Raw genomic sequence first — 12,502 nt, 5'->3', positions numbered from 1 at the left:
GCGTGGCGGCGTCCCCCGACCGGCCCGTGGGGTGCGGGCGGGTCAGGGCCTGGCGTCGGGGAAGAGGTTCACGAACGGCTCCGCCGACGCGGTGATGCCCCGGCTGTAGGGCGCGTCGAAGTCCCAGATCAGGAAGAGCAGGAAGGCGATCAGCGCGGAGAAGATCCCGGCGAGGATCAGCTCACGCGGCGTCCGCCGGATCTGGAGGGCCAGCACCATGCCGATCGTGACGACGGCCCCGCCGATCAGCCCGAACCAGACCACGCCCGGCATGGTCGCCCCCATCGAGTTGATACGGGCGATGCGGGCCTGGTCGGCCGCGGCGACCTGGTCGACCAGGGGCTGGTAGGCCTGCGCCTGGAAGTCGGTCGCCGGTTCGTAGTCGGTGACGTCCTGGCGGATCCGGTCGAGCAGGTCGGTGCCCCGCTGGGTGGCCCGGCCGTCGTCGGCCATGCTCTTCCACTCGGTGTTCACCACGTGTCCGACATAGGCGTTGACATCGCCCCGAATACGGTCACGGACGTCGGCCGGGTAGACCCGGACCCGCTCCGAGATCTCGTGCAGGGCCACCGCCTCCGTCTGGACGTGCTCCTGGGCGGCGCTGCGGCCCTCCCAGACGCCCGCGATGGCGAGGCCCAGGACGATGGCGTACACCACGCCGATCCACATCGTCATGTACTCGATGACGTCCGGGGTCTCGCTGGGGTCCTCGTCATCGTCCGCCGCCTTGTGACGGAAGACCGAGATGGCGACCACCACGGCACAGGCGGCCAGCATCGCGAGGGTGAGAACAAGCCATTCAGGCAAGAGGTGCCTCCAGTGATCAGCGCGGACGCAGCGCGGCGACGGCCACCACTGCGGGCACCGTGATGAGCAGGACGAAGGTGAGCGGCGAGGTACTGCCGCGGCTCGGACGCCGGGGCGCCGGTGCCTCGTACGCCGGGTAGTGCACGGGAGCCGCGGTGGGGGCCGGGGCCGGCTCGGCCGGGGGCGTGGGGCTGGGGGTGGGCGTGGGGGTCGGTGTCGGCGTCGGGACGGGCGTGGGCCTGGGCGCGGGGGCCGGTGGGGGCTCGGGCATCGCCGGTCGTGGCGCGGGGCGTGGCGGTGTCGGGGTGGGTGTGGGTGTGGGGGTGGGGGTGGGCGTCGGGGGTGGGGTCGGGGTCGGGGTGGGCTTCGGCTTCGGCGGCGGAGGGGGCTTCGGTGACGGTTCCGGCTCGCAGGTCGGTGTCGGGGTGGGGGTGGGTTTTGGGCTCGGTGTGGGTTTCGGGCAGGTCGGGGGCGTCGGCCAGGTGAGGCTTCCGGCCACCGCCACCGCCGTGATGCCGTCCGGCCCGGTGGAGGCGGAGGCGCAGGCGTCGGCCGAGGCCGTGTCCGCCGGTCCGCCGACGGCCAGCCACGTCAGGGTCAGAAGCAACAACACCCGTATGGCCGGTGCATATTGAGTCGGTTCGGGTCGCTGCACGACGCAGATCATGAACCCAGAACGCGTTCTCACGTGTCGGGGTACCGGGGGAATACCCCGAACGAGTGATCGGCCCGCTACACAGGTTCTGAAAAGAAAAATGTGCCCGCGTTGAACACAACAGCCACTTCCGTCCGTACCCATGGACGTGCGGCGACGCAGTAGGGCGTCGCAACACCCGTACGATATTGGGGAGTTGACGATGAAGACCTCCTGGCGGAGCGCCTCACTCGTGGCAAGCGCTGCGGCGGTCCTGGCGCTGACGACGGGGTGCGGCCAGGAAGCGGCCCCGTCCGCGAGCAGCCAGAACGTGGGTGCGACGGCCGCGGCCGGCGACTACGGAAGCGCGGGCGCCGGCATCGGCTCCGGCCTCGGCAACGCCACCGCGAGCCCCTCGGCCTCCGCGGGCGGCGGCCAGGTCGCCGGCGCGGGCAAGCTGGCCGTCGTCACCAATCCCGAGCTCGGCAAGGTACTGACGGACGCCGGCGGGCTGACCCTGTACCGCTTCGACACGGACACCGCCGAGCCGCCGAAGTCCAACTGCGACGGCGACTGCGCGACCACCTGGCCGCCGGTGCCCGCCGACGACGCCTCGGCCGGTGAGGGCATCGACAAGTCCCTGCTCGGCGAGGTGACCCGCCCCGACGGCAGCAAGCAGCTGACGATCGCGGGCTGGCCGGCGTACCGCTACGCCAAGGACGTCAACGCCGGGGACGTCAACGGCCAGGGTGTGGGCGGCAAGTGGTACGCGCTCGCCCCGACCGGCAAGAAGGCCTCGCTGAGCGAGCTGCCGGGGCTGTCCACCCGCCAGGACCCCAACCTGGGCGAGATCGTCGTCGACAAGAACGGCATGACGGTCTACCGCTTCATCAAGGACATCGCCTGGCCGGACCCGATCTCGAAGTGCACCGGAGCCTGCCTCGAGAAGTGGCCCGCGGTCGCGCCCGTGGAGGCGAACGACACCAAGGGCGTCGAGAAGAAGGGCCTGATGAGCTTCACCCGGCCCGACGGGGTCAAGCAGCAGACCATCGACTGCTGGCCCATCTACACCTTCGCCCAGGACAAGGAGCCGGGTGACACCAACGGTCAGGGCGTCGGCGGCACCTGGTACGCCGTCTCGCCCGACGGGAAGCCGGTCGGCGCGAAGAAGTAGAGGTCAACTCCCCAGGGCCTGACCGCCCCACCCGTCCAGGCGAACCGGACGGCACGCACCGCGCACGACCACCGGCCCGCCCCCCTGTGACCGCACACAGGGGGGCGGGCCGGTTTGCCTTGTTTCAGCGGGAGTTGGGCAAGGTCGACCCGGCACGTGCCGCAGGCAGTGACCGGGAACGGACGGTCAATTTCCGGTTCCGCTCGCTCCTTTGGCAGGCGATCAGTAGCCTCAGCTCGAACACCGGATCGCCTACGCCTTGGAGAGATAGATGGAGCGTCCCGCCTGGGCCCCACGAAGCATCGACATCTCGGTGCCTAGCGTTTCGCGGATCTACGACTTCTACCTGGGCGGTTCGCACAACTTCGAGGTCGACCGGGAGGCGGCCCGCAAGGCGATGGAGTTCATGCCGGGGCTCCCCAAGATCATGCAGGCGAACCGGGCGTTCATGCGCCGAGCGGTGCGCTTCGCGGCGGATCAGGGCATCACCCAGTTCCTGGACGTCGGCTCCGGCATCCCGACCTTCGGCAACGTCCACGAGGTGGCCCAGTCCGCCAGTCCCGGTGCCCGGGTCGTCTACGTGGACCACGACCCGGTGGCCGTCGCGCACAGCGAGGCCGTCCTCGCGGACAATCCGGACGCGGGTGTCGTCGCGGCGGACCTCCGCAAGCCCCAGGAGATCCTCGCGAGCGCCGAAGTTCAGCAACTGATCGACCTGAACCGGCCGGTGGCCCTGCTTCTCGTTGCCATACTGCACTTCGTGGAAGACGAGGACGACCCCTACGATGCGGTGGCCGAGCTGCGTGACGCGCTCGCGCCCGGCAGTCTGCTGGTGCTCACGCACGCCTCGTACGAGGGAGTCCCGCTGCCGGCGGAGCGGGCCGGAGGCGCGGTGGACGTGTACAAGGACATCCGCAACCCGCTGATCATGCGCTCGCGCGACGAGATCGCGCGGTTCTTCGAGGGGTACGACATGGTGGAACCGGGACTGGTGCCGATGCCGCGCTGGCGGCCGGAGACGGAGACCGGGGACCCCGACGACGAGGATCCCTGGGCCTTCTCCGGGTTCGCCGGCGTGGGGCGTACCGCGTGAGCGCCGAGCCGGACGGACCGGAGGACAGACTGCGCCGGTTCGCGACGATCTGGAGCCGGGCGGTGTTCCCGGTGACCACGACGTCTTCGACCCGCCCCGAGTTCGAAAAGCAACTCCTGCCGCTGGCCCGCCGGTTGAGCGAGGCGCTGCGGGCGAGGACCTTCGACGCGGACGTCGGCAGGTCGGTCGGCGCCGCGCTGGTCACGGTGCACTGCACCGACCCGGAGGCGCTCAGCCGGAGCCTGGACTGCGTCGACGCCTACCTGGTGCTGTACTGCGGCGGCGACGGCGACCAGCAGGACCTGCGGGTGCGTGCCTCGCGGCTCCAGCACGCCATGGCCGCCGGTTTCGCCGCGGCGCTGCGCGAGCGGACGCTGACCGAGCAGGAGGCGATCTCCGCCGCCGCGCTCAAGGCGCAAGGGGTGGTGGCGCAGGCGCTGCACGCGAGCGAGGCCCGCTTCCGCGCGGTCTTCGAGGGCGCCGCCATAGGGATCGGCATGGCCGACCTCGACGGCAACATCCTCCAGGTCAACGAGGCGCTGCTGCGCATGTTCGGCCTCTCCGAGCCGGTGCTGCGGGGCCGCAACGTCCGGGAGTGGACGCACCCCGAGGACGCGCCCCAGACGTGGACCCTGTACGACGAACTCGTCCGCGGCGAGCGTGAGCACTACCACCTGGAGAAGGCGTTCTCCCGCCCTGACGGAACGGTCCTGTGGACCAACCTGACGGTCTCCCTGCTGCGGGACGCGGACGGCAACCCGCAGTACCAGCTGGCGTTGATGGAGGACACCACCGAGCGCCGGCTGCTCAACCTCCGGTTGCGCTACGAGGCCACGCACGACGCGCTCACGGGCCTGCCCAACCGCACCTTCTTCTTCGAGCGCCTGGAGAAGGCCCTCGGCGCGGGGGCGGGCCAGCGCTTCGGGCTGTGCTACCTCGACCTGGACGGTTTCAAGACCATCAACGACAGCCTCGGTCACGCGGCCGGCGACCGGCTGCTCGTCGAGGTCGCCGACCGGCTCCAGTCGTGTGCGACGGCGCCCGGTGAGATGGTCGCCCGTCTGGGTGGCGACGAGTTCGTGGCGCTGACCACCGGGACCGACACCGAGCGCGAGGTCGACGAGCTGGCCTCACGGATCATGAACGCGCTGATCAACCCGATCAGTGTGGACGGCCGTGAGCTGACCGTGCGCGGCAGCATCGGCATCGTCGAGGGTCCGGCGGGGGAGCGCAGCGCGGCCGAGGTGCTGCGCAGCGCCGACATCACGATGTACCGGGCCAAGTCGGCCGGCGGCAACCGCTTCGAACTGGCGGACGCCGAGGCGGACGCGCGGGCCATCACCCGCCACGGCCTGACCACCGCCCTGCCGACGGCCCTGGACCGCGGCGAGTTCTTCATCGAGTACCAGCCGCTGGTCCACCTCGGCGACGGCAGCGTGCGCGGTGCCGAGGCGCTGGTGCGCTGGCTGCACCCGCAGCACGGCGTGCTCGGCCCCGACCGTTTCATCGCGCTCGCCGAGCACACCGGACTGATCGTCCCGCTGGGGCGCTGGGTCCTGGAGCACTCGGTCCGGCAGGCCCGCGCGTGGCGGGAACGGCACGCGGACGCGGGGCCCCTGCGGATCAACGTCAACCTCTCGCCGTGCCAGCTCACCCATCCCGGCCTGGTCCAGGACACGGTGGACATCCTGGAGCGCGCGGGTGTGGAGCCGGACGCGCTCTGCCTGGAGGTCACCGAGTCGGCCCTGATCGGCGCCGACGACGACCTGCTGAAGCCGTTGCGCCGGCTCGCCGAGATGGGCGTCGACATCGCCCTCGACGACTTCGGCACCGGCTACTCCAACCTCGCCAACCTGCGCCGGCTGCCGGTGAGCGTCCTGAAGCTGGACCGCTCCTTCACCCAGAGCATGCAGCAGTTCCCGGCGGACCCCGTCGACCTCAAGATCGTCGAGGGCATCGTCTCCCTCGCCCACAGCCTCGACCTCGCGGTCACGGTGGAGGGCGTGGAGACCGGCGCGCAGGCCGAGCAGCTGCGGATACTGGGCTGCGACACCGCCCAGGGCTGGTACTACGCCCGTCCGGGCCCGCCGGAGCGGCTGCACGAGCTGGCGTTGGTGGACGCGACGGGCTGAGGCGGCAAACCGGTTGCGCGGGGAGCGGGGGCGCCCGCGATCATGGCTGGGTGACCCCTGCATCAGACGAGGTGACCGCGGCGATCGCGGGTGAACTGCGCCTCCTGGACCCCGCGGTCCGCTCCTCCGCGGAGGCGGCCCGGCTGCTCGACCCCGAGTTCGTGGAGGTCGGCGCCTCGGGTCGGCGCTACACGTACGAGGAGACGGTCGCCGGGCTGCCCACCCAGCCAGGCAGCTCGGCGGACGGCCCGCGGTACGAGCCGTCGGCGATCACGGGCGTGCTGCTGGCCCCCGGGCTGGTGCACCTGACGTACGAGACGTGCTTCGAGGGCCGGCGGGCCCGTCGCAGCTCGCTGTGGCGCAAGGTGAGCGAGGAGACGGGCTGGCGCATGTACTACCACCAAGGCACACCGGTGCCTCCGGACGTGACCTGAGCCCGGGGGAGCGGCCCGCTCACCGTTCGAGCAGCATCCGCTGCAACTCCCGCGCCGCCCGCGGCGGGGCCACGTCGCTGCGGTGGGCCAGCGCGATGGTCCGGTGCAGCCCCGGCCGGGCGAGCGGCGTCACCCGCAGCCCCCGGCCCGACCGGGCCGCCACCATGCGCGGTACGACCGCCACGCCCAGCCCGGCCCGCACGAACCCCAGGACGGCGTCCATCTCGCCGCCCTCCACCGCGAGGTCGGGCTCGAACCCCTCCGCACGGCACGCGGCGACGGTCAGCTCCCGCAGGTCGTAGCCGTGCCGGAACATCACCATCCGCTCTCCCTCCAGGTCGGCGACGCGCACGCTGCGGTGCCCCCGGCCCGGCCTGGGCGCCTCCGGCGACGACACCACCACCAGGTCCTCCCGGAGCAGCTCCACCGTCGTCAGGGCCGGTGAGGGGGTCGGCAGCGGGAGGACGACCAGCGCGAGGTCGAGGGCGCCGCGGGCCAGTTCCCGCACGAGGTCGTGGGAGCCGCTCTCCTCGATCAGCAGGCGGATTTCGGGATAGCGGTCGTGGAAGGCGCGCAGCACGTCCGGCAGCAGTCCCGTGCACAGGCTCGGGGTCGCGCCCAGCCGCACCCGGCCGCTGCGCAACTGCGCCAGTTCCTGCACCTCGTGCCGGGCGGTGTCCGCGTCGGCGAGGATCCGCCGGGCCAGCGGCAACAGCGCCTCGCCCGCGTCGGTGAGGGTGATGTTGCCCCGCGCTCGGAGGAAGAGATCCGCCCCGAGCTCCCGCTCCAGCGCCTTGATCTGCTGGGACAGGGAGGGCTGTGCGACATGGACCAAATCGGCGGCCCGGGTGAAGTGCCGGGTCTCGGCGACCGCCACGAAGTACTGGAGCTGCTGGAACTGCATCCCCGTACGATAGCCGCTGCCTATCGAATCAAGCCGGACCATGTCTTGGACCGATCGGGCTGTCCGGCCCTAGCGTCTTGAGTCATGGCTCTGGCAACGCGGACGGACCGACGGCCGTCGATGGCGCGCACGGTATGGGACAGCTCCGTCGGCAAGAAGACGGTGATGGCCCTCAGCGGCCTGATCATGCTGCTGTACCTGGCCGTCCACATGCTCGGCAACCTGAAGATCTTCTTCGGTCCCGGCGAGTTCAACCACTACGCGCACTGGCTGCGCACGCTCGGCGAGCCGTTCATGCACTACGAGTGGACGCTCTGGCTGATCCGCGTCGTCCTCGTCGTCGCGGTCGTCGCCCACGCCACCTGCGCCTACCAGCTCAGCCGCCGCGACATCAAGGCCCGCCCGACGAAGTACGTCCACCACAAGGCGCGGGCCAGTTACGCCACGCGCACCATGCGCTGGGGCGGTGTCATCCTCGGCCTGTTCATCGTCTGGCACCTCCTCGACCTGACGACCGGCACGGTCCACACGGGCGGCTTCGAGGAGGGCCGCCCCTACCAGAACGTGCTGGACACCTTCTCCACCTGGTACGGCAACGTCATCTACATCACCGCGGTGCTCGCGCTCGGCCTGCACATCCGCCACGGCTTCTGGAGCGCCGCCCAGACCCTCGGCGCCGGCAGCCGCACCCGCGACCGCGCCCTGAAGGCCACGGCCGACGTCCTCGCACTGGTGCTCACGGCCGGCTTCCTCGCCGTACCCGTGGGCGTCATGACCGGATTGGTGAGCTGAACATGAACGCATTCGCGGACTACGGGACCGGCGAGCCGCTGACGGACGGCAAGGCCCCCGCCGGGCCGGTCAACGAGCGCTGGGACAAGCGCCGTTTCGAGGCGAAGCTGGTGAACCCCGCCAACCGCCGCAAGCACACGGTGATCGTCGTCGGGACGGGGCTGGCCGGTGGCTCGGCCGGCGCCACCCTCGCCGAACAGGGCTACCACGTCGTGCAGTTCTGCTTCCAGGACTCACCGCGGCGGGCCCACTCGATCGCCGCGCAGGGCGGTATCAACGCGGCGAAGAACTACCGCAACGACGGCGACTCGATCCACCGCCTGTTCTACGACACGGTCAAGGGCGGCGACTTCCGCGCCCGGGAGTCCAACGTGCACCGGCTCGCGCAGATCTCGGTGGAGATCATCGACCAGTGCGTGGCGCAGGGCGTGCCGTTCGCCCGGGAGTACGGCGGTCTGCTGGACACCCGCTCCTTCGGCGGCGTCCAGGTCTCCCGCACGTTCTACGCCCGCGGCCAGACGGGTCAGCAACTGCTGCTGGGCGCGTACCAGGCCCTGTCGCGGCAGATCGCCGCCGGCAACGTCGAGATGCATCCGCGCACCGAGATGCTCGACCTGATCGTCATCGACGGCCGTGCGCGCGGGATCGTGGCCCGGGACCTCGTCACCGGCCGGATCGACACCTACGTCGCGGACGCCGTCGTACTCGCCAGCGGTGGATACGGCAACGTCTTCTACCTGTCGACCAACGCGATGAACTCCAACGCCACCGCGGTGTGGCGGGCGCACCGGCGTGGCGCGCACTTCGCCAACCCGTGCTTCACCCAGATCCATCCGACGTGCATCCCGCGCACCGGTGACCATCAGTCGAAGCTGACCCTGATGAGCGAGTCGCTGCGCAACGACGGACGGATCTGGGTGCCGAAGGCGCGGGGCGACACCCGCCCGGCGAACAAGATCCCGGAGGAGGAGCGCGACTACTACCTGGAGCGCCTCTACCCCTCCTTCGGCAACCTCGTCCCGCGTGACATCGCCTCACGCGCCGCGAAGAACGTCTGCGACGAGGGGCGGGGCGTCGGGCCCGGTGGGCAGGGCGTCTATCTCGACTTCGCCGACGCCATCGAGCGGATGGGCCGCGAGGCGGTGGAGGCCAAGTACGGCAACCTCTTCGACATGTACCAGCGGATCACCGACGAGGACCCGTACCAGGTGCCGATGCGGATCTACCCGGCGGTGCACTACACGATGGGCGGGCTCTGGGTCGACTACGACCTCCAGACCACCGTGCCGGGCCTGTTCGCGATCGGCGAGGCGAACTTCTCCGACCACGGGGCCAACCGGCTCGGTGCCTCGGCGCTCATGCAGGGGCTCGCGGACGGCTACTTCGTGCTCCCGGCCACCATCAACGACTACCTCGCCCGCCACCCCCACCAGGAGCCCGTCTCGGTCGAACACCCCGTGGTCCAGGAGGTGCTGGCCGAGACGGAGGACCGCCTCAACCTGCTCCTGTCGGTCGACGGCGATCGCACTCCGGACTCCTTCCACCGTGAAGTGGGCGAGCTGATGTGGGAGTTCTGCGGCATGGCCCGCACCGACTCCGGGCTGCGCAAGGCCCTGGAACGCATTCCGCAGATCCGCGAGGAGTTCTGGCGGCGCATCAAGGTCCCCGGCACGGGCGAGGAGTTCAACCAGTCGCTGGAGAAGGCCAACCGCGTCGTGGACTACCTCGAGCTGGCCGAGCTGATGTGCCTGGACGCCCTGCACCGCGCCGAGTCCTGCGGCGGCCACTTCCGCGAGGAGTCCCAGACCCCGGACGGCGAGGCGGCCCGCAAGGACGACGAGTTCGCCTACGTGGCCGCCTGGGAGTTCACCGGCACCGGCGAGGCCCCCGTCCTGCACAGGGAAGACCTCGTCTTCGAGTACGTCCACCCCACCCAGCGGAGCTACGCATGAAGCTCACCCTGCGCGTCTGGCGGCAGAAGAACGCCGACGCCGACGGCGCGATGTCCACGTACGAGGTGGACGGCATCTCCTCGGACATGTCCTTCCTGGAGATGCTCGACACCCTCAACGAGGACCTCATCCTGCGCGGTGAGGACCCCGTCGCCTTCGACCACGACTGCCGTGAGGGCATCTGCGGCGCCTGCTCGCTCGTCATCAACGGCGACGCGCACGGCCCGGAGCGCACCACGACCTGCCAGCTGCACATGCGGTCCTTCAAGGACGGCGACACCATCGACATCGAGCCGTGGCGGGCCTCGGCGTTCCCGGTGATCAAGGACCTCGTCGTCGACCGGTCCGCCCTCGACCGGATCATCCAGGCCGGCGGGTACATCACCGCCCCCACGGGCGCGGCTCCCGAGGCGCATGCCACGCCGGTGCCGAAGCCGGACGCCGACCTCGCGTTCGAGCACGCCGAGTGCATCGGGTGCGGCGCGTGTGTGGCGGCCTGTCCCAACGGGGCGGCCATGCTGTTCACCTCGGCGAAGGTCAACCACCTGAACGTGCTGCCGCAAGGAGCGCCCGAACGGGAGACACGGGTGCTGGACATGGTGGCGCGGATGGACGAAGAGGGCTTCGGCGGCTGCACGTTGACGGGGGAGTGCGCGACGGCCTGCCCGAAGGGCATTCCGCTGGTGTCCATCACCGGGATGAACAAGGAGTGGCTGCGGGCCACGCGGAAGGTGAAGCGGTAGCACGGCAGGGGGACTCGTCCGGGCGCGGCCGCGGGGCAAACGTAACTGGTCGCGGTCGGCCGGCGGACCGTTCCGTTCAGCAAGCTCACATCCCGGCTCTCGCACGCGGTCATGTACCGGCCAGACGGCATCGGAAGAACGGTTACGCGCAGGTTCCGTACCCGGCCTGCGCGTTCTTCCGCTCAGGCCGTACCGGCCCGTGACCTGGAGTGAGCCATGACCGCCGTATCCGCCCTGGACTCCCCGCCCCTGTCCGCGCTCCCCACGCGGTACACCGTCACCCTCGCCCGCGACGAGTCCGACGTACGGGCCGCGCAGCGGCTGCGGCACGACGTGTTCGCCGGGGAGATGGGCGCCCGGCTGACCTCCCCGCAGCCGGGCCACGACATCGACCCCTTCGACGCCTACTGCGACCACCTCCTCGTCACCGACACCACCACCGGGCAGGTCGTCGGCACCTACCGGCTGCTGCCGCCGGAGCGCGCCGCGGTCACCGGACGGCTCTACTCCGAGAGCGAGTTCGACCTGTCCCGGATCGACCGCCTGCGTCCCGGCCTGGTCGAGGTCGGCCGCTCCTGTGTGCACCCCGCTCACCGGGACGGCGCCGTCATCGGACTGATCTGGGCCGGCATCGCCCGCTACATGATCGACCGGGGCCACGAGTGGCTGGCCGGCTGCTGCTCCATCCCGCTCACCGACGGCGGCACGCTGGCCACCGCCACCTGGGACCGGGTGCGGGACAAGCACCTGGCGCCGCAGGAGTACCGGGTACGGCCGCTGCTGCCCTGGACCCCGGGGGAGCCGGAAGGCGTCCGCACCGAGCTGCCCGCCCTGCTGCGCGGCTACCTCCGCCTCGGCGCCTGGGTGTGCGGGGAGCCCGCGCACGACCCGGACTTCGGGGTCGCCGACCTGTACGTGCTGCTGTCGATGCGCCGGGTCGACCCGCGCTATCTGCGGCACTTCCTCTCCCTCGTACCGGCCTGATGGGCGGCTGGCTGCCCAGCGCGCCCTGCACCCCGGGGGCGTGCGTGGAACCCGCCGGGCCCGGCGCGGCGCTGCCGCGGGCCGTGCTGCGACTGGTGGCGGTGGCGGCCCTGGTCCTGACCGGGGTCGTGCTGTCGCCGCTCGGCGGGCTGATCCCCGCCGGGCTGGTACGCCGGTGGTGCCGGTGGATCGTGCGGGCCGCGGGGGTCAGGATCCGGGTCACCGGCACCACCGCGCCCACCGGCGGAGTGCTGCTGGTCGCCAACCACATCTCCTGGCTGGACATCCCGCTGCTCGCCGCCGTACGCCCGGCCCGGATGCTCGCCAAGTCCGAGATCCGACGGTGGCCGGTGGCCGGCGCGCTGGCCGGTCGCGGCGCCCTGTTCATCGACCGGGACCGGCTGCGGGCCCTGCCGGACACCGTCGCGCGGATCGCCCGCTCGCTCGGCGCGGGCAACGCCGTCGCGGTCTTCCCCGAGGGCAGCACCTGGTGCGGTCGCGCCCAGGGCACCTTCCGCCGGGCCGTCTTCCAGGCCGCCCTGGACGCCGAGGTCCCCGTGCAGCCCGTGCGACTGGGCTACCGGTGCGACGGGGGCGCGGCCAGCACCGCGCCCGCGTTCGTCGGCGAGGACACCCTGCTCGCCTCCGTGTGGCGGGTGGTCTCGGCACGGGGACTGGTGGCCGAGGTGGAGGTCCGGGACGTCATCCCGCCCGGCAGCCATCCCGACCGCCGTACCCTCGCCCGGGCCGCACAGCCGACGGCCTCGCCCCAACCCCACTGGGTCCACTCGGTGTTGGTCGCCTAGACGCGGTGGTCACGCGCCGCCGCACCGCCCGGTGGAGCGCGCCGAAA

13 protein-coding genes are annotated in these 12,502 nt (G+C 71.4%); 10 read left to right on the top strand and 3 right to left on the bottom strand.

Translation table 11 applies throughout. From position 1 onward, the window contains the following. Nucleotides 1–42: 42 nt before the first annotated feature. The gene (locus ACZ56U_RS18730) at nt 43–807 is read right to left on the bottom strand and encodes a bestrophin-like domain (protein WP_469085103.1); all 765 of its coding nucleotides are present in this window, start codon (nt 805–807) and stop codon (nt 43–45) included. 16 nt (nt 808–823) lie between these two features. Continuing rightward, the gene (locus ACZ56U_RS18725; protein WP_469085102.1) at nt 824–952 is read right to left on the bottom strand and encodes a hypothetical protein; all 129 of its coding nucleotides are present in this window, start codon (nt 950–952) and stop codon (nt 824–826) included. A 10-nt stretch (nt 953–962) separates the two neighbouring features. Between ACZ56U_RS18725 and ACZ56U_RS18720 the strand changes: the two genes are divergently transcribed. The 5 genes from ACZ56U_RS18720 (at nt 963) to ACZ56U_RS18700 (ending at nt 6,274) form a co-directional block, all read left to right on the top strand. Next, nucleotides 963–1,442, top strand: coding sequence for a hypothetical protein (locus ACZ56U_RS18720; RefSeq protein WP_469085101.1), 480 nt, complete (start codon nt 963–965; stop codon nt 1,440–1,442). Nucleotides 1,443–1,664: 222 nt separating this feature from the next. Beyond that, nucleotides 1,665–2,615 (top strand): SCO0930 family lipoprotein, encoded by a 951-nt coding sequence (locus ACZ56U_RS18715; protein WP_469085100.1) that lies wholly within the window; start codon nt 1,665–1,667, stop codon nt 2,613–2,615. A 271-nt stretch (nt 2,616–2,886) separates the two neighbouring features. Beyond that, nucleotides 2,887–3,708 (top strand): SAM-dependent methyltransferase, encoded by an 822-nt coding sequence (locus ACZ56U_RS18710; RefSeq protein WP_469085099.1) that lies wholly within the window; start codon nt 2,887–2,889, stop codon nt 3,706–3,708. After that, on the top strand, nt 3,705–5,840 hold the full coding sequence (locus ACZ56U_RS18705; RefSeq protein ID WP_469085098.1) for a putative bifunctional diguanylate cyclase/phosphodiesterase: 2,136 nt from the start codon (nt 3,705–3,707) through the stop codon (nt 5,838–5,840). The genes ACZ56U_RS18710 and ACZ56U_RS18705 overlap by 4 nt, the downstream gene beginning before the upstream one ends. Before the next feature lie 50 nt (nt 5,841–5,890). After that, the gene (locus ACZ56U_RS18700) at nt 5,891–6,274 is read left to right on the top strand and encodes a nuclear transport factor 2 family protein (protein WP_469085097.1); all 384 of its coding nucleotides are present in this window, start codon (nt 5,891–5,893) and stop codon (nt 6,272–6,274) included. A 19-nt stretch (nt 6,275–6,293) separates the two neighbouring features. Here ACZ56U_RS18700 and ACZ56U_RS18695 read toward each other — a convergent pair whose 3' ends face one another. Further along, a complete protein-coding gene (locus ACZ56U_RS18695) occupies nt 6,294–7,178 on the bottom strand; it encodes a LysR family transcriptional regulator (protein WP_469085096.1) in 885 nt (294 codons plus the stop codon). Between the two features lie 120 nt (nt 7,179–7,298). On the opposite strand from ACZ56U_RS18695, the gene ACZ56U_RS18690 reads away from it, so the two are divergent. From ACZ56U_RS18690 to ACZ56U_RS18670, 5 genes are all read left to right on the top strand, one after another. After that, nucleotides 7,299–7,970, top strand: a complete 672-nt coding sequence (locus tag ACZ56U_RS18690) for a succinate dehydrogenase (protein ID WP_469085436.1) — start codon at nt 7,299–7,301, stop codon at nt 7,968–7,970. Between the two features lie 2 nt (nt 7,971–7,972). Beyond that, the gene (locus tag ACZ56U_RS18685; RefSeq protein WP_469085095.1) at nt 7,973–9,922 is read left to right on the top strand and encodes a fumarate reductase/succinate dehydrogenase flavoprotein subunit; all 1,950 of its coding nucleotides are present in this window, start codon (nt 7,973–7,975) and stop codon (nt 9,920–9,922) included. Continuing rightward, nucleotides 9,919–10,665 carry a succinate dehydrogenase/fumarate reductase iron-sulfur subunit gene (locus tag ACZ56U_RS18680; RefSeq protein WP_391238809.1) on the top strand — a complete coding sequence of 249 codons (747 nt, stop codon included), beginning with the start codon at nt 9,919–9,921 and terminating at the stop codon, nt 10,663–10,665. Before ACZ56U_RS18685 ends, ACZ56U_RS18680 begins: the two co-directional genes overlap by 4 nt. Before the next feature lie 216 nt (nt 10,666–10,881). After that, nucleotides 10,882–11,649, top strand: a complete 768-nt coding sequence (locus ACZ56U_RS18675) for a GNAT family N-acetyltransferase (RefSeq protein WP_469085094.1) — start codon at nt 10,882–10,884, stop codon at nt 11,647–11,649. Beyond that, nucleotides 11,649–12,455 carry a lysophospholipid acyltransferase family protein gene (locus ACZ56U_RS18670; protein WP_469085093.1) on the top strand — a complete coding sequence of 269 codons (807 nt, stop codon included), beginning with the start codon at nt 11,649–11,651 and terminating at the stop codon, nt 12,453–12,455. The genes ACZ56U_RS18675 and ACZ56U_RS18670 overlap by 1 nt, the downstream gene beginning before the upstream one ends. The last annotated feature ends 47 nt before the right edge of the window (nt 12,456–12,502 follow it).

This window comes from Streptomyces sp. NPDC034103 (assembly GCF_055575395.1).
The sequence above is the reverse complement of the archived record's forward strand: the minus strand, read 5'-3'. Positions and strand labels throughout refer to the sequence as shown.

What these genes read in the sequence shown, in the direction of transcription:
- ACZ56U_RS18715 (WP_469085100.1), top strand. Translation starts at nt 1,665, where the DNA reads ATGAAGACCTCCTGGCGGAGCGCCTCACTCGTGGCAAGCGCTGCGGCG.
- ACZ56U_RS18710 (WP_469085099.1), top strand. Translation starts at nt 2,887, where the DNA reads ATGGAGCGTCCCGCCTGGGCCCCACGAAGCATCGACATCTCGGTGCCT.
- ACZ56U_RS18695 (WP_469085096.1), bottom strand. Translation starts at nt 7,178, where the DNA reads ATGCAGTTCCAGCAGCTCCAGTACTTCGTGGCGGTCGCCGAGACCCGG.
- ACZ56U_RS18690 (WP_469085436.1), top strand. Translation starts at nt 7,299, where the DNA reads ATGGCGCGCACGGTATGGGACAGCTCCGTCGGCAAGAAGACGGTGATG.
- ACZ56U_RS18685 (WP_469085095.1), top strand. Translation starts at nt 7,973, where the DNA reads ATGAACGCATTCGCGGACTACGGGACCGGCGAGCCGCTGACGGACGGC.
- ACZ56U_RS18680 (WP_391238809.1), top strand. Translation starts at nt 9,919, where the DNA reads ATGAAGCTCACCCTGCGCGTCTGGCGGCAGAAGAACGCCGACGCCGAC.
- ACZ56U_RS18675 (WP_469085094.1), top strand. Translation starts at nt 10,882, where the DNA reads ATGACCGCCGTATCCGCCCTGGACTCCCCGCCCCTGTCCGCGCTCCCC.
- ACZ56U_RS18670 (WP_469085093.1), top strand. Translation starts at nt 11,649, where the DNA reads ATGGGCGGCTGGCTGCCCAGCGCGCCCTGCACCCCGGGGGCGTGCGTG.